Below are 20,206 nucleotides of genomic sequence, written 5' to 3'. Positions count from 1 at the left end.
CGAATAACCCAGATTCATAGTGTGGCTAACCCGGCGGAGTTTGAGCCGGGGTCATTTCATGCGGAGAGGCAGGAGCGAGACATGAAAGCCGCAGGGGTCAAGGAAGTGAGGGGAATTACGTTGTTGGAGATGCTGGTGACGGTGGGGATTCTTGCCGTGCTGGCGGCTTTGCTGTTGCCTGCGGTGGGTAGGGTGCGCGAGCGGGCGGCGCGGGTAGCCTGCCTGAATTGCCTGCGGCAGTTGCAACTGGGGTGGCACATGTACGCGCAAGACCACTTGGGGGCGTTGGTTTCGAACCTGGCGCTGCACACCAATGGCGCGTGGCGGAGCGCGCCCGATTCGTGGACGGGGCTGAGCAGCGCGCCGCACGATGCCACTGGGCAAAACATAGCCGGGGGCGCCTTGTGTCGGCTGGGTTATGCGGCCAATGTGCAACTGTTTCGGTGTCCGGCCGACCAGTCCACGGTGCGGGACCTGCGGGGGCAAGACCTTGGTTTGCCCCGCACGCGCAGTTATGGGATGAACGGGAATGTTGGGGGGCGGACCAATGAGGCGCAGGCGACGGTGAACCGACTGTATCAGATACGGAATCCCAGCCGGTTGTTTGTATTGATTGATGAACATGCCGAGAGCATAGACGACGGGCATTTTCTGGTGTGGTCGGCGCCGGATGAGCGGTGGGTGAATTTGCCGGCGGACCGGCACAGTCGTGGGTGCAATTTGAGCTTTGCCGACGGCCATGCGGAGCATTGGCGGTGGCAGGCGCCGAAGACGTTTGCCCCCAAAACCAGTTATTGGAAGAAGGCCTCCAATCTGGCGGATTTGGAGGATTTGCGGAAATTGCAGGCAAACACCCTTTCCCATGTTCCATATTCCTATGACAGATGAAATAGCCAGCAACCCAAAATTCCCATGATTATGCGTTGGAGCTTTTTAACGGAGATATACATCTGCTCGGTTGCCTGGTTGATGCTGGTGACAAGCTTATTAAAATTGGTTGGAATATTTGTTGCCAGCGGCGCGTTCCTGGGGGCGAGTGATCCCTTGCTGCCGTTCCTCAACAACGGGATGGTCATGGCAGCAGCGGCATGGGTGGAGATGGTTTGCTTCATATTGATTCGTTACGCCTTTGCAGAGAGTGTAATTCGGCAGCTTTTGGTGATTCTTTGGTGTGCTTTATTATTTGTCGTGTACAGGCTGGGATTGATTGCCATTGATTATCATGGATCGTGCAAATGCTTGGGGGGGTGGGTTGGGGTATTAGGTCTAAATGATAGTTGGGTCAATACGGCCAGCGTGATCGTATTAGCTTATTTCTTAATACCATCGGCTATTTTCCTATTTTTCACAAAAGAATTACTCCCTTCCATAAAACAAACCACATCGTCATCCGTAGGTTCAGGATTGCCAATTGTTGCGATGTTAACTGTGGGGTTGTGGGCGGCACCGGCAAAAGCTGCGGCCTCCGCTACCACCCTGAGTATTGAAGGATTGTATTTATATGAAAACTACATATTACCGAAACATAACAGAATAGAGTATGGAAGCCATGGCAGTTTCCGGATATGGATAAAATGGCCTCAATGGAGCATCTTCTACGACAGTCAATCCGCACCGACCAACAAATACGCCTTTTTTCGCAAAGAATATGCCACATGCAACGAAAAGGGCGTCATCATCGTTAAAGAAAAGAACCCTGGCTCTCATTTAAAGTCGGCGGAGCATAACATAAAAGAAGCTGCAATCTATCCTGGAGTTGTTCCTCCTCCATTTGAGGTCAACATCTATAATATATGGATTACCATGATCGCTCAACGTTTATGGACGAATGCTTTCGGATTGGGATACGCGCCAAAAATATCGGATGCGAGTATGTTTTACAACACGAATGCTCTTTGCGAGTATCAATATATGGAGAACAAAGGCGAAGACTGGCTGAGAAAACTTGTGTTCAGGGAGAAAGGAATCATATTTGGACGTGACGTGCATAAAAAAGCTGCGTTAAGTCATATTACACTCCCTGCACCTTATACGAATGGATATGAGCTGGCTGCCGTCACCTGGTATGAGGAAACAAACATTAGTGGAATAATTATTCCCACCTCGGCTGATATAAGATTCTTTGCGCCAGTAGCGAATGCTACATCCGCCAATCAGCTAGCGACCTGTTACCTTGCGAAAGTCAAAGTGAATAGCATCACCACCGATGAGCCAAAGGAGGGACCTCGAATACTTGAGAATGGTGAAGTGGCTTATGTGATTGATTACAGGTTCCAATCTAAAGGTGTCGCTGCTCTTACTTATATGACAACCAATGCATTCCCAGAGGCTAACGAAAAAAGGCTTGAATTGTTAGCGAGAGCATTTCCCAAACAAACGTTGGAGACAAGGGTGCTCACGCAATTGGGATTCGCGCCCGTTTCGCCTTGGAAAAATGTAAGAATCAACGCAGCAAGAGTACTGTTGGTAGCGGTCATTGCTTTTCCCATGTTTGTATTGGCGCGAGCATGGGCAAAAAAACGAAAAACAAAAGGACAAATATGAAAAGAACAATACACCTCATAATCAAAACATCACTGCTTGTACTAATAGGGGTACTTGTAACGGCGGCAGGGGTTTCGTTCTGTCCATGGGATGTTCGTAGTTATGGTCCCTGTGGGAGCTGGACTATGATTCTGCCTCCGGGCAATTGCGCTATCGGTGACTGCCTATATAACGAACGTTGTGTGCGCAACCACTCAGGCAATGGTGCATTCCTTTATTGCACCGAAACTAATGTTAGCTGCACAGCAACAGTGCAACTATATGGTCCTCCAGCTTGCAGTGTATTTGCAGGGACAGCTACTATAGCGTGTAATATGCCAACCGCCACTAGAATTGCGACGCTAGTTGTTTGCCCCAGGCAGTAATAATCATAAATGTTTAATGTAACATGCGGTTTTGGAGATATTTGAGCGTCCACTTCAAAACAATATAGGGTAGAATGATGAAATCGTAGCGAAACACGTCGAACAAACGGTATGACTTGCGCTGCAAGGTCTGGTGCCGGACGCCACGGTCACGGTGCGTTTCAGCCAAGGTATTCAGGTGTGCGGCCTGTACGAGGCGTTGCTGCACCTCACCAACTAACAAGGCGACGCTCGAGGGGTATTGAAAAGACATGCACGCTGGGGGACGCCCCCTTGGAACATGCAGCGCCTCTGCTTCCACCTGTTGGCTGAATGTGACGTGATAACGGGACGGAACGGTTTTTGAGTGGTGAGAGGCGCGGGTCGTGTATGGGCTGGTACGGTGCGCAGGCCGTGAAACCAAACGGCTTGAGATGTAGTTCAAGTGCATCAGTTGGAGATCGAAACGGCTCGTGAAAGTGGTGGCTGGGTGAAGCAGTGTGCCCCAGTAGAGAAAAAGACCTTCCGGAGGTCGCCGGCCGCCAGTTACTGGGCTGTTGAAAAGTCTTATTTGTGCAAAAAGCATGCGTACCCTTCCAATGATTTAGAGGTTAATATTTTGAAAAACATGCCTTTTCCAGTTGCTTGCTCGGGGCTGTACGGCCTGAAAAAGGGGAGTTTGAGGCCTCAATGGAAAATCTAATAACAGTCTAGAAAGTGATAAACTCATTCAAAACACGTTTCGCAAAGGTTTCTTTTTATATCTGCTTGTTTGTTTATATGGTCATTGCGTTTTCCTACCTCAATCAAGGGGTGGAAAGGAGCCCTACCGCCATATCCCGATTGGATTTGATGCATGCCATAGTAAGCGAGCGCCGAATTAATATTGATTCATATCATCATAACACTGGAGATAAAGCGTATCACGGAGGCCATTATTACAGTGACAAAGCTCCTGGAACAGTCGCCTTGGCATTGCCAGCCTTTTATTTCGGATCGCTGATGCTTAAGGCAGTGGATATTCCGCTCGATTCCGATTTTGGATGGCTGATCAGCAGTTGGGTGGCCTGTGCCGGTTCATTGGCTATCGTTACGGCTTTGGGAGCGGTGGCGATGTTTGCCTGGCTGAAAAAACGGGTGCCACCACAAACGGCCCTATTGATTACGGCCGGGTTTTTCTTGGGGGCGGCGCCGCTGCCTTATGCGACGATGATGTTTTCCCATTCATTAGCCGTTGGTTGCATTGCCATAGCTTTGTGGGCGTTGGATAGGCAAACCGGGCGGTGCGAGGGGGCAGGGGTGGGTCTTGCCAAAATAAAGGGCTGGGTGAGGCACCATCGTTACGAGTTGTTGGGGGGATTTGTGCTGGGTTGGGCTTTGGCGAGCGAATACACTGCCGGGCTTATCGTTGTGGGGATGATTGCGGTACTGCTTTGGGGGCAGTGGTGGCGGTTGTGGCCGGTGGGGTTGGGCGCATTGCCGCCGCTTTTATTGATCCCTGCCTATAGTTGGGCCTGTCTGGGAACGCCGTTTGCGCTGCCCTACAGTTATCAGGCCTCCTTTCCTGTTATGAAAGAGGGGCTGTATGCCATCAAATGGCCAGATGCGGAAACGGGCTTCAACCTTCTGTTCAGCGCGGCGCGCGGCTTGTTCTTCTGGTCACCATTTTTGCTGCTATCGCTGGTGGGGTGTTTTCGCCTGTTCCGGCAAGATCTGCGGGAGATGCTGCTGTATTATTTTCTGCCGGTGCTGCAGGTGGTGGTTATTTCGGGGCGGGTGTGGGACTGGCCAGCGGGGCCAACGTTGGGGCCGCGGTATTTGGCGCCGATGCTGCCGCTGTTGGCCTTGCCCTGCGCTTATGGGTTGCTGCGATTTCCCAAGTTGGGAACGGTGCTGGTGGTTTATTCCATTGCTCTAACCGTTCTGGCGACGGCCACGGACGCCTGTCCGGCAAATAAAATAAACAATCCCTTGACCCATCTGCATATTCCGCTCTTTCTCAAGGGCCAGTTTTCTTACAGCATTGGCGAGCATGTACTGGGATTGCCGCCGTATGTATCGTTTGCGGTGTACGCCGCCTTTCTGGCAGGCGGCTTGTGGTGGCTGTGGCGGCGGTTGGGGCGGGAGGGGGAGGCGTCCCCTCATGCTGAGGGGGTCAAGGAATGAAATGTGCGGCTACGATGGCTGGCACGGCGGGCGGCAGGCGGCTGGCCTACGGTGCGATGGCCATTTTGGCGTTGGCACCCCGGTGTTGGTTATTGGACTTCGAAAGCGGAGACTACCGAGGGTATCTGAGTCCATGGTATGATTATTTTGTGGAGCATGGACGGTGGAAGTCACTGGGGGATGATTTTTCAAATTATTACGTACCGTACTTGGTGTTGCTGTCGTTTTCCACACTGCTGCCGCTGCCTAAACTATATGCCATTAAACTGATTTCCATCTTGTTTGACTACGTAGCGGCCTGGCTGGTGGGGCGGCTGGTGTGGCATCGTTATCAAAACCAATTCTTGTCGCTTGCTGGTTTTACGGCGGTATTGTTTTGGCCCACTGTCTTGATGAACAGCGCCCTTTGGGGCCAGTGCGATATCATATACACTTCGGCGCTGTTGGTGGTGTTTTTGAGCGTATTGCAGCGGCGTCCTTGGATGGCGCTTGCGGCATTTGGCCTGGCCGTGTCTTTCAAGCCACAAGCAGTGTTTTTTCTGCCCTTTTTGGCCGGGCTGTTCTTATGCGGGCTTTTGCCTTGGCGGCTCCTTTGGGTGCCGCTGGCTGTTTATGCGGCCTGTGGACTGCCCGCCATCCTGGCAGGCAAATCCGTCTTAGCCGTGTTGGGTCATTGGCTGTGGCAGGAGAACCTGCCGCACCTGACCGCCGGAGCGGTCAATGTGTACCAATGGCTGCCGGCCGAGCCGCGCACGCCGCTGGCATGGCTGGGGATTGGATTGGCGGCCATCGCCTCCGGGGGGCTGATAGTGGTGTTGAAGCGGAATTGGGAAACCGAGGACCGCGATCAAAGGCTGGCCGCCGCCGCGCTTTTGAGCGTGCTCCTGCTGCCTTTCTTCATGCCCGGGATGCACGAACGATATTTTTTTCCGGCGGATTTGTTCGCGCTGGTTTATGCTTTTTTTGTGCCGCGGCGGTGGTTTTTGGCGATGTGGGTGGTTACCGCGTCGGCCTTGAGTTATCTGCCCTTTTTATTCGGGGTGGAGCCGGTGCCCCGCTCCATGCTGTCGGCGGTTATGGCGGCGGCTTTGGGAGTAGTTGCCAGAGATTTGGTTTTAGCGGTGGCGCACCCGGTGTTTGCCCCGGTCCGACACGGCTTATGAACACCGTCAGCGTCGTTATTCCTGTTTATAACGAGGAACGCCGGTTGCCCGGCTGCATTCCCAAACTTGTGGATTTTTTGGAGCGGCGGTGTGAGTGGGCGTGGGAAGTGGTGATAGCGGACAATGGATCCACTGATCGCACGTCATCCATCGCGGAGTCCATGGTGCGGGAGCATCGGCGAGTCCGTGTTACCCGAATTCCGGAAAAAGGCCGTGGCGGAGCGGTGAAAACAGCCTGGCTGGCGAGCGCGTCCGACATTCTGAGCTACATGGATGTGGATTTGTCCACGGACTTGGAGGCGTTCCCGGAACTGATTGAGGCGATTGCCTGTGGGGCTTATGATTTGGCCATCGGCTCCCGGCTGCTGGATGGCTCGCGCACGGAGCGGAGCTGGCGGCGGGAGGTGATTTCACGCGCCTACGTGGGCCTCTTGCGCCACCTGTGCCGGGTGGAAATATCCGACGCGCAATGCGGCTTCAAGGCCATCAGCCGGCCGGCGGCGCGCGCCTTGTTGCCGCTGGTGCAGGATAGCGGCTGGTTTTTCGACACTGAACTGCTGGTGCTGGCGATGCGGCGCGGTTACCGAGTGCGGGAATTGCCAGTGCATTGGACTGAGAATCGCGACAGCCGGGTGAAGCTGCTGCGCACAGCATGGGAAGATTTGCGGGGCTTGTGGCGGTTGCGGCAAACGGTGCCAACAGCAAGGTGTCCTGCCTTGCCTCCTGAGGGCGGGAAACCAGAGTAAATCCGGTTTTTCATGCGCGTTCGTTCGTCGGGAAAATTCTCCCATGACCCTGTTTTCAGGGAATTTGCGCGGCAAGTTATCCACAACGCTGTTTCGTCAAGTCACGGATGCGGTGAATAATTTGCGACCATGATTAAAAAACACGAATTTACGCAGGATTTGGCGTTTTTTAGGGGCCATGGTGGGAGGGCCGCCGGTGGACAAGTTGTGGATATCATTTTGTTGTCCGTACCGGATTTCGTGGTAATGTGTAACCAGTTCCTTGAAAGAACACGGCCGAAAGAGGCCCCCCGCAAGGAGGGTGTCGGAAGGCCAAGGATAATCCCAGGTGACTGGGGAAAAATCGGGCCAGGCTGGTTGGTCCGGTTCCTCATGAAGCGGTGATAAAAGACCGTGGAAAGAGGCATAATTCACCAGCTCCTCTGGCAGCGGTCGCGCGCTGCCAAACCCGCGAATGAGGAGCTGCGCAGCGAGGGGCGATGAGAAGCCGCCCCGAGTTGAGTCAAGTAACCGCAGGCTGGTTTCGGGCCGCGGTGAATCGCAGTTACCCAGAGGGTACGAGGTTGCTACTGCGTCCAGCACGGCGTCAAAGGCTCCGGCGGTAAAAATTAAATCCGCCACAAGAAAGACACCGAAAGGTGGGACAAAAAGGGCCGTGATGCCGGGAGGGACACGGGGCTGCGGCAAAGCCCGTGAAAACCCTCCGAGACGCCGGCGATGCAAGAACAACGCACCGCTGGCCTGTGAGCTAAAGGCAACCTGAGAGGTAAGAGGTCAGACCCGTGGCACCGGGCCAACGCCCCGCCAAAAGCGGGGGCCGTCCCGGCGCAAGGGGTCAAGACGCGGACGTGGAGTCGCAGACGTGTCTTGACCTGGTTCGCAAGCCGGTGGCGCAACCACCAGCCCAAGCGAGCTGAGAGGCCTCACTCAATAATCCTGTGACCGCAAGGTTCAGGACGGCCCTGCTATGAGGCCGGAAACTCCGCTTGCCGTGGAGAATAGCGTCGGGAAGCCGACAGCCCAAGTGGCGCCTAATGTCGGCACGGGAAAGAGAGCGTGGCGAACTCCCACCCCCCACTTCCGCCCCTGTCGGGCCGCAAGGCTCGGCAGGGGCGCAGTGTTTTCAGACCGACTTGCCACTATTGGTTTGCAGCAGGCCGTGTCCCCAAAAATCGTCACTTTTTTGTAACAGATTGCTGGACATCAGTGATTTTTCGTGCTTTGTTTTGGCGCGTCCAAACAAGCCTTAAACGTGAACGGTTACCTTTATTCCCGACACGCGGGCCAGACCCGGTGCAATTCTGCACGGGGTCCGAAAACCTTAGAATAAGTTAGTGGTATGCAGGCACATTCGCGTTGTTTCTCACTCATGGGCAACCTCTGGATTGCTTTGGTGTCCGCTGTGGGCATGACTATGATTCCTTCCGCCCGGGCGGCGGATGGCCCGGCCGTCATCACCAACAATCTGCCCGCCACGGTGATCGTGCTGCAAGGCACGCCGGCGGTATTCACCATCGGCGCGGACGGCACCGCCCCGCTGGCTTATCAATGGTACCGAAACGGAAATCCCATTTCCGGAGCCAATTCCGCCACTTACACGCTACCCTCTGCGCAGTTGGCGGATGACATGGCCCAGTTCTTTGTGGTGGTGACCAACGCGCTGGCGAGGGCCACCAGCGCGGTGGCGGTGTTGCGGGTGGATCCGGGGGTGCCGGGGCCTTCAGTGAGCACTAATTTAGTTACCATTGCCAACACCGTCTGGAGGTACAACCAGAACGGTGGTGACCTGGGCACGGCATGGAAGGAGCCTGCTTACGATGACAGCGCGTGGCCCACGGGATTGGGGCTGTTGGGTTTTGAAACCACGCCCGAGGTATATGCGCCATTCACCTTTCGGACACCTTTAACCTCGCAAGCCAATGGTGGCCAGGTCACGGTATATTTCCGAACCAAATTCAACTTCAACGGTGACCCCGCCATGACCTCGCTGGTGTTCAGCAACCTCATTGATGATGGGGCGGTGTTTTACCTGAACGGCACCTATGTGGGAAATCTGCGGGTGGGGTCAGCACCCAGTCATTCCTACAGCACCGGTGCTGATACCACAAAAGATCCCGAAGGGGTGATTTGGGAGAATTTAACCGTGCCCGGCACTTATTTGGTACGGGGAGAAAATACGCTCGCAGTGGAGGTCAAGCAATCGGGCACCAGCAGCAGTGACATCGTCATGGGGGTGGAGTTGTTTGCGAGCATCAGCTCGCGCGTGCGGGATACCAACGGGCCGGTTGCCAGCCGCATCATCCCCTCGCCGGGACTGACTGTATCCAAGCTGTTCACCGTGGAAGTGCTGTTTGACGAGCCGGTAACCAATGTCAATGCCAGCGATTTGCTGATTAATGGGGTCCCGGCCACCAACGTGATTTGGCAGCCGCCTACTTCCTACATATTTGAGTTTTCCCAGCCCCCGACCGGCTTGGTGACCGTTGCCTGGGCCCCGAATCATGGGATTACGGACCTGTCGTTGGCGGCCAATCCTTTTGCTGGAGGCAGTTGGCAATACTTGTTGGATCCCAACATGGCGTTGCCGCCGCTTTTCATCAGCGAATTTCTGGCGGTTAATCGCAGCGGATTCACCAATGTCATTCGTGACGAGGATGGAGATTATTCCGACTGGATTGAAATCTACAACGCCGGCGCCGAGGCGGCCAATTTGGAAGGGTGGTATTTAACGGATGATCCGGCCAACCTGACCAAATGGCGTTTTCCTTCGGTGTCCCTGGCTGGCAACCGATATTTAGTGGTATTTGCCTCGGGCAAAGATCGCCGCAGTCCCAATGGCCGACTGCACACCAACTTCAACCTGGAGCGGGATGGGGAATATCTGGCGTTGGTGAATCCGCGAGGTGAGGTGGCCATGCAATTTGCCCCCACCTTCCCGCCACAGACTACCGGGGTGTCCTATGGTTTGGTGCAGGGTACGACCAACACCTTTGGCTTTTTTGTCGTGCCGACGCCCGGCAACGCCAACACCGCGGCCGGGGCGGGTTTTGCGCCGGAGGTCAAATTTTCGCGGGCGGCGGGGACCTTCTGGAGCAATTTCTACCTGGAGCTGTCCACTTCCCACTCGAATGCGGTGATTCGCTATGTCACCGGCAATGCGCAAGTGACCGAGACCTCGCCCATCTACACCGGCCCCTTGCTGATTACCAATACGTTGTTGGTGCGCGCCCGGGCGTATGTGCCGGGGCTGCTGCCGGGGCCGCGCCGGAGTGAGGCTTTTATTCGCCTGGATAACACCGTGCTGACAAACAAGAGTGATTTGCCGATGATCATTCTGCATGACTATGGCCAGGGCGACCCGCCCACCTCCAAGCCCGATTGGTTTGTGATTTGCCAGGTTTTCATGCCCAAAAATGGCGTGACATCCTTGACGAATACCCCTGATTTGTCCTTCCAGGGCATTTTCCACCGGCGCGGTTCCAGCACGGTGGGGCAGGCCAAAGCCAACTTGCTGGTGGAGGCGCAGGATGAATTTGGCAATGACTTGGATGTTCCATTCTGTGGGCTGCCCGAAGAAAGCGACTGGGTCCTTTATGCGCCCAACAACTTTGACCGGGTGCAAATCCACAATCCCGTGGCCCATGACATCTATCGTCAGATGGGTTACTACAGCTCACGCAATCGGATGGTGGAATTATACCTCCAAGATGACGCCGGCACCGTGGGGCCGGTGAAACAGGCCGATTACCACGGTGTTTATGTGGTCCTGGAAAAAATCAAAATTGGCGAGAACCGCCTCGATATTGGCAAAGTGCGGCCCGAGGAGACCAACACCGTGAACATTACGGGGGGGTACCTGGTGAGTGTGGACCGAGCCAATACCGGCGAGTCCCAATTCACTGCCGGCAACCAGACGATGAACTATTTGGACCCGGATTACGCAGAGATGGTGAGCACCGCTTACACGCCACAGCGCAATTACCTGATTAACTATTTTAACAGCTTTTATACCGCTTTGACCGGCGCCAACTGGCGGGACCCGGTGGTGGGTTATGCAGCGTACATAGATTCGGTGGCCTGGGTGGATTATCACATCCAGAACGTGGTCACCTTCAACGTTGATGGCCTGCGTCTCAGTGGTTACCTGCACAAGGAGCGGTGGGATCCGGAAGTCCGCGGCAGCGGAAAAATCAAGTGGGGGCCGCAGTGGGACTATGATCGCACGCAAGGCTCGGCGGATGGCCGTGATTTCAACCCGCGGCTATGGCGCAGCACGGCAGGCGACCTGGGGACAGACATGTTCAACAGTGCGAGCATCTTTGCCAACCCGTGGTACAGCCGGCTGTTCCAGGACATTGACTTCTGGCAGTTATGGGTGGACCGCTACCAGATGTGGCGCCAGAGCGTGCTTTCCCTCACCAACATTCATGCGCTGATTGATTACTACGGCAACATGATTCGCAATGCCCATCCGCGCGACATGGCCCGATGGCCGGAATATGCCCCCCGGGCTGGCACTCAGAGTGGCTCGGGTTACAGCTACACTTTCCCGTCGCCCGGCACGCTGCAAGGGGAGCTGAACTGGATGAAATTCTGGTATTCCAACCGTTTTGACTTCATTGACGGACAGTTTGTCCGACAGCCCACGAGCAACCGGGCAGGCGGGCAGGTGACCCCTGGCACCACGGTGACGTTGACCGGACCTGGAGTGGGCACGGTTTATTACACCCTCGATGGACGTGACCCGCGTGCGCCTGGCGGCAACGTGGCGTCGTACGCGCTGACCTACACCGGGCCAATTACCATCACCAACAATGTCAGGCTGGTAGCGCGCACCTATAATGTCAACCACACACACTTAACCGGCGCTGGGAATCCGCCGCTAATCAGCAAGTGGTCTGGCCCACTCACCGCAACGTATGTGGTGGCAACTCCGCAACTGGCCATCACGGAAATCATGTACAACGGGTTAAGGCCGCCTGGCAATACCAATGATGCCGAGCAATTTGAATGGCTGGAATTGAAGAATATCGGCACCACCCCCATCGCCCTGGCTGGCTATCGGTTTACCAATGGGATTGATTATATCTTTCCCTCCAATGCGCCGGTGCTGGCTCCGAATGGCTATATCGTAGTGGCCAAGAACCCGGTGGCTTTTGCTGCCAAGTATCCCGGCGTCACCAATGTGGTAGGGGGCTACTATGGTTTTCTGAACAACGCCGGCGAGCGCCTCGCCTTGGAGGGCAGCCTGGGTGAGCTTATCGCGGACTTTGAATACAACAATGCATGGTACCGCATGAGCGATGGCAATGATTTTTCGCTGGTACTGGTGAATGAGTATGCTGCTTTCGCCTCTTACACCAACCGGGCAACATGGCGGCTGAGCGCTGTGGAAGGGGGCTCGCCGGGGGCGCAAGACCCAGCTCCGCCAGGCATCCCGCCGGTGTTCATCAACGAAGTCCTGGCCTTCCCGTTGCCCGGGGAAAAAGACGCGATTGAATTGTACAACCCCAACAGCTTTGCCGTGGACGTCAGCCATTGGTATTTGAGCGATGATTTCGGCACACCCAAGAAATACCGGATTCCTGCAGGCACCATCATCCCCGCCTACGGCTATTGGGTCTTTACTGAGGATCATTTCAACGCGCCCGGCGCCCCCAACGGCTTTGGTTTGGGCGCTCGTGGGGACGATGTTTACCTCTTTTCCGGCGATGCCCAAGGCCGGCTTACTGGTTATTATCATGGGTTTGATTTTGGTGCGGCCCCGCAAGGGGTGACGCTGGGACGGTTGGTTGATAGCGTAGGGGATGACAAGTTTGTACTGCAGGAGGCTCCCACCTTGGGCACCAACAACGCCGGCCCGGCTATCAGCCCGGTGGTCATTAGCGAGATTATGTATCACCCGCCGGACCTCATTGAGGGCACCAATGTCTTTAGCAATTACCAAGATGAGTTTATTGAACTTTACAACCATTCCACCTCTCCGGTGGCCTTATATGATCTCAACGTGCCCACTAATACGTGGTTCCTGCGCGACGCGGTGACGTATGTTTTCCCGATGAATGTAGTGATGCCGCCACGCAGTTTTCTGCTTGTCGTGCCGTTTGATCCTGTGGCTGAGCCTGCTACCCTGGCGGCCTTCCGCGCCCGGTATCAAGTGCCGGAAACCATTCCTATTTATGGGCCGTGGCAGGGACGGCTGAACAATGATGGGGATTCGGTGGAGCTCATTCAGCCGGGGGTGCCAGCGTTGCTGGCGGGCACGGGGCTCTATGCAGTGCCTGAAATCTTGGTGGACAAGGTGGCGTACGGCAATACCACCCCTTGGCCGTGCGGCACTGCGGGGACGGGCAATTCGCTGCAACGTTTGCAAGCCGGGGCTTTTGGGAACGAACCCGCCAACTGGGTGGCTGACGTGCCTACGCCAGGCGCTGCGACAGTCCCCAAACCGGCCGGGCTGGCCACCATCGTGAATCATCCGCTGACTCAAGCCATTCCGGTGGGGGCCAATGCCACCTTTAATGTGGGTGTTTGCGGCCTGCCGCCCTTCTATTATCAATGGCAATTCAATGGCACCAATATTGCCAATGCCACCAACTCCTACTACACCGTGGCCAATGCTCAGTTGGCCAACAGCGGCCTGTACTCGGTGATGGTCTCCAATGCGGCGGGCACAGTGGCGAGTTTGCCGGCCACCTTGTATGTGCAAACCCCGCCGAGCATTGCCCAGCATCCTCGCAGCCAGACGGTGTTGGGCTATACCACCGTGAGCTTTAGCGTCACTCCGCAGGGCACTCCACCGTTTTGGTATCAGTGGCGTTTTGACGGAGGAGACATTCCGGGCGCCACCAACCAGACATTGGTGCTGACCAATGTGCAGGGCTCGCAGGCTGGAAATTACAGTGTGCGAGTCTATAACACGGCCGGCTCGGTATTGAGCGCCAATGCCACGTTGACCATCAATCTTCCGGCCAAAATATGGACGCAACCGGCGGATTTGCGGGTGACGAATGCCACGACGGCCACATTGAATGTTGTGGCCACCGGTCATGGCACGCTGAGCTACCAGTGGTTCTTCAACGGTGTCCCGATTAGCGGCGCGAACACCAACAGCCTGGTGCTTACCAACTTCTCGCTGGCGCAGGAGGGGTATTATTCCGTGCTCGTGACCAACATCTATGGCGCGGATCGCAGCCGGGATGCGTTTGTGAAATGGCTCCTGTCGCCGGTGATTACGCGGCAACCGGCCGCCAATCAGGTGGTCACCGCTGGCTCCAACCTCGTATTGTCCATAGAATTCAATGCCTCACAGCCCTACGCCGTGCGGTGGCAAAATCCCAACACAGCGGTGCCAGGATTTGACTTTGACCGGAATAGTCCGGTGATGGAATTGAGGGATGTGCACATTGGTCTGGGCGGGGTTTATCGTGCCACCATTACCAATGAATTGCGCACCAACGGCCTGAGCAGCGGTCTGGCCTTTGTGACCGTCGTGGAGCCGCCGCGCTCCGTACAGGTGCTACAAGGGTCCAATGTAACTCTTGCGGCGCGCTTTGGCGGCCAATCTCAAACTTTCCAGTGGATGCGCAGCGGCACGAATATTGCCGGGGCCACCACGGCCAGCCTGGCTTTGCAGAACGTGCAGCCGGAGCAGGCGGGCGAATACGTTTTGGTGGTACGCAGTGGCACGGCCTCCAACTTGTATCCGGTTCAGGTGACGGTCCAGAGCGAAGGAGTGGCGCCAGTGGTTACGGAATCACCCACCAATCGGACGGTCATCACCAACGGCTATACATTGTTTGTCGCCTCAGTAACGGGCACTGAGCCGCTGGGTATTTACTGGTATCACAACGGCACCAACTGGCTTACGAATGCCACGACGCCCATCCTTACATTGACCAATTTAGTATTGGCGCAAAGTGGGCCCTATCAACTGGTGGTCAGCAATGCCTATGGCATGGCGACCAGCGCCACGGCTGTCCTGACGGTGGCGGAACTGCCTGGTCTGGTTTTTGCCCAAACCAATCGTTATATCCGGCGGGGCACGAGTTTCGCCCTTACTCCCACGGTCACCGGCACAGGCCCCTTCACCTATCAATGGTACAAGAGCAGTGGAGAGACGATTCCGGGAGCCAACTCCGTGCAACTGTCCTTTGAGGATGCGCAACCAGAGGTGTCTGGCGGTTATTACGTGGTGGCCAGTAATGTCGTGGGGGTGACCACCAGCGGCGTGGTGCAGGTGTGGGTATTAAATCCGCCAACATTCACTCAAACGCCTTCCAACATCAACGCCACCGCCGGGCAGACCGTGACCTTTGTGGCGGCCGCCACTGGCTCCGAGCCCTTGTCTTATCAGTGGTTCTTTAACAACACTCCCTTCCCCGGTGGCACCGGCCCGACGCTCCAGATTGTCAATGCGCAGTCGCAACATGCAGGCCAATACTACCTGCGCGTGACCAATTTGGTTGGCTCGGCCTTTTCTCCCACGGTGACATTGAGCTTTGGCAGCATGGATTCGGACAATGACGGTATTCCTGATGAATGGGAAGCCCAGAACGGTTTCCAAAGCAACAATCCCAATGATGCCGTGGAAGATAGTGATAGGGATGGTTTATCCAACTTGCAGGAATTTATTGCGGGCACCAATCCAAGGGACCCCAACAGTGTGCTGAGACTGGCTATTCAGCCGGTCGGCAGCGGGGCGGCTGGATTGCAATTTCAGGCCATTTCCAACAAGAGCTATACCATTCAATACCTTGAAAATATTGGCGCAACGCAGTGGCAGCGATTCCTGGATGTGGCTCCCGCGCCTACGAATCGCCAGGTGGGCATCACCAATCAAGCCGGACCGTCAAGGTTCTACCGTATTGCCACCCCTCAGTTGCCGTGATTCGGTGGGGTAGGGGCGATTTGGCATCGCGTATCGCTGGGGTCTGCGGTTAATCTCTGCGCATGGGGCATCAGGATAGCTATTATCGCCATAACGAGGCGTACGCCGAGTTTTTAGCGGGTTGGGACGCCGCGTTTTACGCCAAGTACGCCGATACCTTGCGCCCGGATCGGCCAGGTGGAAGGGTGTTGGACGTCGGCTGCGGTGTGGGACAAGTGGTGGCCCGTTTGTTGAGTGAGGGTTTTGAGGCGCACGGGGTGGAGGTCTCCGAGCCTAATGTGCAACGCGCCCGCAAAGTCACCGAAAATTGCCGTCTTTACAATGGCCGGCAACTGCCCTATCCCGATAATTACTTTGATTCTGTGGGGGCCTTGAATGTGCTGGAACACGTGGAAGAGCCGGAAGCATTCATTGCGGAAATGGTGCGAGTGGTCAAGCCGGGGGGCAAGGTGGTGCTTTCCAGTCCCAATTTTTTCCGCGCCCTGGGTTTCCGGGATTACCACCCCAAAATGCGCGGGATTTGCCAAAAATGGAATAATTGGCGGCGCCAGCAGGAAAAGTTGCGTCAGATGCATGAGCAGCCGGATTCAGTCAGGTTCGACCGCATGACGCCAATTATCAAGGAGCCGTTTACGCCGGATGATGATGCCATCGTGGCGACGAATGGGCGGGAGATGGCGTTTTTTCTGGTGCGCAACGGGTGCGAGATTGAACGTGTGGAATGCACGGACCGATATGTATCCAAGTTGCTGGATTTCTTGCTCAACGCTGGTCCTTGGCGTTTCTATATGTTTAACGCATTCGTCGTCGCCCGCAAAAAGCAGGCTTAGAGCACAAGCAGCAGGCTACCGGGCTGATGGCCATGCGCGGGGAAGGCCAACTGCGCGGTTATGTTTTAGCCGCCAAAAGATTGGGGGGACATCTTCACGGACGGCGCGAAGCTGGACTGGGAGCGGTGTTAAGACCGCTGGTCATGCGGATGGGGCGGAGCAATCCTTGTGTGTCATATTCCGTTCGTTCGATACAAATTTGCCGAAAACCCCGATAAGGGCCCTCCCCAGATTGGTTTTCCCAGCGATGATAAAAGATGAGCCACTCGCCGCTCAGAGGATGGCGGATAAAAGAGTGGTGTCCCGGTCCCTTTCGGGTTTCGTCACTGGTAAGAATGGCCCCGCGGTAGGTCCATGGCCCGGTAGGAGTGGGGGCGGTTGCGTAGTGTACCGAATACGAGGCATGCCGATAGCTTCCGTGACTATAGGAGAGGTAATATTGGCCCTGATAATAATGCATGAACGCGCCTTCGGTGAAATTCGGCGGAGTTTCCACGGGAACCTCGCGGGCGAAACTGATTAAATCTGGATTGAGTTCAAAGACACGCAGTTTGGCTCCCGCACTGCCGCCGGCATAGAAGTAAGTTTTGCCTGACTTGGGATCGGTGAAAACCATGGGGTCTATGGCCTCAAATCCCTGCCCGCCTGTCAGCAAAGGTTTGCCGGAATCCTTGAACGGTCCGGCAGGGGAGTTGCCCACTGCGACGCCGATGCGTGAAGGCGTGGGATTTTGGGGGCCAACGGAGTAGTAGAAATAAAATTTGCCCCCGGATGGCAGAACTGACGGCGCCCAGGCATGATGGCGCGGCTGGCCGTCGTCCTTGATCCAATTCACGTCCTGCAAATCCAACAGCGGCCCATGACATTGCCAATCCACCAGGTTGGTCGAGGAAAATGCGAAAAATCGCTCTCCGCGGCCATCGCTCCAGGTGGGATAGACCCAAAAGGTGTTTTGCCAAACTATCACATGGGGATCCGCTCCAATTAGTACCGGATTGGGAAAGCCGGCGGCCCGGACGATGACTCCTCCCATGAGGGCGATGAACAGCCATAGGATGGTCCTTCGCATACGCAGGAGACTTTCAAATTTCAGCAGGCAAATCCAGATGACTTAGATACCATGCCATGGAGCGCGACAGTCCCTCGGCCACGGTTTCCAGGGGTTCATAGCCCAAGTCGCGGCGGGCCGCCGAAATGTCAGCCAGGGAATGGCGAATATCACCTTCGCGAAAATCCTTATAGATTGGCGGCGGCAGGGTTAAGCCAGGCCGGGAGCGGCGCAGGCAGGCAATCAGCAAGTCATGTAATTCATTCAAGGTGGTCCGCTGGCCGACGGCGATGTTGTAAACCGCAGGGGCGGCGGCGACTGTTGCCGCCGTGGCGGCCAGCAGGTTGGCCCAGACGACGTTAACAACCGGGCTGAAATCGCGGCTGGTGAGGCCATCGCCGTAGATTTCCACGGACTGCCCGCGGGCCAATCGTGCAATCCAACGCGGAATGACGGCTGCATAGGGGCCTTCGGGGTCCTGGCGCGGGCCAAAGACGTTAAAATAACGCAAACCGATGGTTTGCAGTCCGTAGCAGCGTTGCATGATGCCTGCGTATATTTCATTGATGCGTTTGGTGGCGGCGTAGGGACTCAGTGGCTGGCCGATATTGCCTTCCACTTTGGGGAGTTCAGGGTGATCGCCATAGACAGCGCTGCTGCTGGCATAAATGACCCGGGCTACCCTGGCGATACGGGCGGCGTGGAAGATATTGAGGGTGCCATTGACGTTGACCTCGTGGCTCAGCAGAGGGTCGGCGAGGGAGCGGGGCACGGAACCCAGGGCGGCCTGATGCAGCACGATTTCCACGTCGTGACAGGCGCGCTGGCAAACCTGTGGGTCACGTATATCCCCTTCGATGAACTCGAATCGCGCCCATTGATCTGAAGCCACCGCCTGTTGCACCTGGTTAAGGTTGGCGCGTTTGCCGGTGGCAAAATTATCCAGCCCGCGGACCGGTTGGTCCCATCTCAAAAGGGTTTCGACCAAATGCGAGCCGATAAAACCGGCTGCCCCCGTGACCAGCCAGCGGCGGGGTTCCGCGCGCAGGCGGCCTTGCAGTTGTTCCATGCGGGTCATGCGCAGCTTTGGGTATCACCGGACGCCGCCTTTGTGAAACAAAAATTCAGAAAAAACATAAACTGCCATTGGTTTATGTTGGGGTGGGAAAGGCAGGCGGCGGTGGGTTTCCTCCCCATTCGTTGAGTGACCGCTCCTGGCCGTTTTTAGGGGTGGATTCCAGATGCAGCAATTCCATGGCTTCCCCCACCAAATACAGTGAGCCGCAAATCACCACCTGTGGTTCACCGCGGGCTGCTTGCAAGGCCAAGGCAAGACTGGGATGGCAGGAAACAGGGCAGGCGGGGTCATCCGGCCCACAACCGGCGCGTAATTCTTCAGCGGTGGCTGCGCGCTCGCTGCCCACAGTGACCAGCAGCATCCGGCAGGCGTGCTGGCGCAGGGTGGCCAGCATTTGCTGCCAGTTTTTATCCCGCAAAACACCCACGATAAAGGCCGGTTTCAAACTGGGATAAAGCCTCTGCAGGGTGGCGCAAAGGGCCTCCACGCCTCCGGGATTGTGAGCGCCATCCAGAATGAATTCCTGGGGGCCTTGACGCACCCGCTGCATGCGTCCCGGCCAGTGTACGGTTTCAAGTCCCGTAACGAGATGCTGCCGGTAAACGGGCAGGACGGGCATCAAGGTGTGGACGGTGGCAATGGCGGTGGCTGCGTTGGCTCGCTGATGCTCGCCTAACAGCGGGAGCTGGATTTGATGGGCCAGCACGTCATGCGGGTCTCCGGGGGACACCACCATTAGCGGCGCTTTTAATGCAGCCGCACGCTGTCGGAAGACATCCAGCACTTCCGGGGGATTGGGAGCCACAATCACCGGAATGCCGGGTTTGATGATGCCCGCCTTCTCGGCGGCAATTTGCGGCAGGGTATGGCCCAGCCATTTTTCATGGTCGTAGTGGATGTTGGTAATGACGCTGGCCAGTGGGGTGACGATATTGGTGGCGTCCAGTCGTCCGCCCAGGCCGGTTTCCCAAATAACCAAATCGCATCGGCGCTCGGCGAAGTACACGAGGGCCATGAGGGTAACGACCTCGAAAAAAGTAGGGGGGTCCGTGGCGCTAAGGTCTGCCACCAGCGGGCGCAACTGGGCGGTCAAGCGCGCCACGTCATCGGCGGCAATCAACTGGCGGTTGATTTGGATGCGCTCGGCGAAAGCCACCAGGTGCGGGGAGGTAAACAGCCCAACTTTCAAGCCCGTGCGCCGGTAAATGCTTTCCAGCATGGCGCAGGTGGAGCCTTTGCCATTGGTCCCTGCGACATGGATGAAACGCAGATGGCGCTCCGGATGTCCGGCGGCGTCCACCAGCCTTTGCATGCGCTCCAGGCCCGGTTTGGCGCCAAACATCTGGAGACTTTCCAGCCAGGCGATGGCTTGCAAATAGGTCAAGGCGCCCGAAGAG

General features: G+C 56.2%; 12 protein-coding genes. 7 read left to right on the top strand and 5 right to left on the bottom strand.

Annotated elements, in window-relative coordinates; all coding sequences use genetic code 11:
- Nucleotides 1–21 precede the first annotated feature (21 nt).
- A complete protein-coding gene (locus NXS98_RS05680) occupies nucleotides 22–888 on the top strand; it encodes a type II secretion system protein (protein ID WP_283847508.1) in 867 nt (288 codons plus the stop codon).
- Nucleotides 889–912: 24 nt separating this feature from the next.
- Nucleotides 913–2,544 carry a hypothetical protein gene (locus NXS98_RS05675; RefSeq protein WP_283847507.1) on the top strand — a complete coding sequence of 544 codons (1,632 nt, stop codon included), beginning with the start codon at nucleotides 913–915 and terminating at the stop codon, nucleotides 2,542–2,544.
- 378 nt (nucleotides 2,545–2,922) lie between these two features.
- On the opposite strand, the gene NXS98_RS05670 is transcribed toward NXS98_RS05675, so the two are convergent.
- Nucleotides 2,923–3,333, bottom strand: coding sequence for a hypothetical protein (locus NXS98_RS05670; protein ID WP_283847506.1), 411 nt, complete (start codon nucleotides 3,331–3,333; stop codon nucleotides 2,923–2,925).
- Nucleotides 3,334–3,656: 323 nt separating this feature from the next.
- Here NXS98_RS05670 and NXS98_RS05665 point away from each other — a divergent pair, with 323 nt between their 5' ends.
- Genes NXS98_RS05665 through NXS98_RS05655 form a run of 3 tightly spaced genes read left to right on the top strand, consistent with a single transcriptional unit; the run spans nucleotide 3,657 to nucleotide 6,963 of the window.
- A complete protein-coding gene (locus NXS98_RS05665) occupies nucleotides 3,657–5,054 on the top strand; it encodes a hypothetical protein (RefSeq protein WP_283847505.1) in 1,398 nt (465 codons plus the stop codon).
- 14 nt (nucleotides 5,055–5,068) lie between these two features.
- Complete coding sequence (locus NXS98_RS05660) at nucleotides 5,069–6,217, top strand: glycosyltransferase 87 family protein (protein ID WP_283847504.1); 1,149 nt, start codon at nucleotides 5,069–5,071, stop codon at nucleotides 6,215–6,217.
- On the top strand, nucleotides 6,214–6,963 hold the full coding sequence (locus NXS98_RS05655) for a dolichyl-phosphate beta-glucosyltransferase (protein WP_283847503.1): 750 nt from the start codon (nucleotides 6,214–6,216) through the stop codon (nucleotides 6,961–6,963). The genes NXS98_RS05660 and NXS98_RS05655 overlap by 4 nt, the downstream gene beginning before the upstream one ends.
- A gap of 96 nt (nucleotides 6,964–7,059) precedes the next feature.
- Here the strand turns inward: NXS98_RS05655 and NXS98_RS05650 are convergent, their stop codons facing one another.
- Nucleotides 7,060–7,584, bottom strand: coding sequence for a hypothetical protein (locus NXS98_RS05650; protein WP_283847502.1), 525 nt, complete (start codon nucleotides 7,582–7,584; stop codon nucleotides 7,060–7,062).
- 718 nt (nucleotides 7,585–8,302) lie between these two features.
- On the opposite strand from NXS98_RS05650, the gene NXS98_RS05645 reads away from it, so the two are divergent.
- The gene (locus tag NXS98_RS05645) at nucleotides 8,303–15,853 is read left to right on the top strand and encodes an immunoglobulin domain-containing protein (protein ID WP_283847501.1); all 7,551 of its coding nucleotides are present in this window, start codon (nucleotides 8,303–8,305) and stop codon (nucleotides 15,851–15,853) included.
- Between the two features lie 62 nt (nucleotides 15,854–15,915).
- Nucleotides 15,916–16,683 (top strand): class I SAM-dependent methyltransferase, encoded by a 768-nt coding sequence (locus NXS98_RS05640; protein WP_283847500.1) that lies wholly within the window; start codon nucleotides 15,916–15,918, stop codon nucleotides 16,681–16,683.
- A 94-nt stretch (nucleotides 16,684–16,777) separates the two neighbouring features.
- Here NXS98_RS05640 and NXS98_RS05635 read toward each other — a convergent pair whose 3' ends face one another.
- The 3 genes from NXS98_RS05635 to NXS98_RS05625 form a co-directional block, all read right to left on the bottom strand.
- Nucleotides 16,778–17,752 (bottom strand): family 43 glycosylhydrolase, encoded by a 975-nt coding sequence (locus NXS98_RS05635; RefSeq protein ID WP_283847499.1) that lies wholly within the window; start codon nucleotides 17,750–17,752, stop codon nucleotides 16,778–16,780.
- Nucleotides 17,753–17,765: 13 nt separating this feature from the next.
- A complete protein-coding gene (locus NXS98_RS05630; protein ID WP_343214136.1) occupies nucleotides 17,766–18,800 on the bottom strand; it encodes an NAD-dependent epimerase/dehydratase family protein in 1,035 nt (344 codons plus the stop codon).
- A gap of 82 nt (nucleotides 18,801–18,882) precedes the next feature.
- Nucleotides 18,883–20,193: a bifunctional folylpolyglutamate synthase/dihydrofolate synthase gene (locus NXS98_RS05625; protein ID WP_283847497.1), complete on the bottom strand. Its 1,311-nt coding sequence runs from the start codon at nucleotides 20,191–20,193 to the stop codon at nucleotides 18,883–18,885.
- Between the last annotated feature and the right edge of the window lie 13 nt (nucleotides 20,194–20,206).

Origin of the sequence: Fontisphaera persica (genome assembly GCF_024832785.1) — a bacterium.
GTDB lineage: Bacteria > Verrucomicrobiota > Verrucomicrobiia > Limisphaerales > Fontisphaeraceae > Fontisphaera > Fontisphaera persica.
The sequence above is the reverse complement of the archived record's forward strand: the minus strand, read 5'-3'. Positions and strand labels throughout refer to the sequence as shown.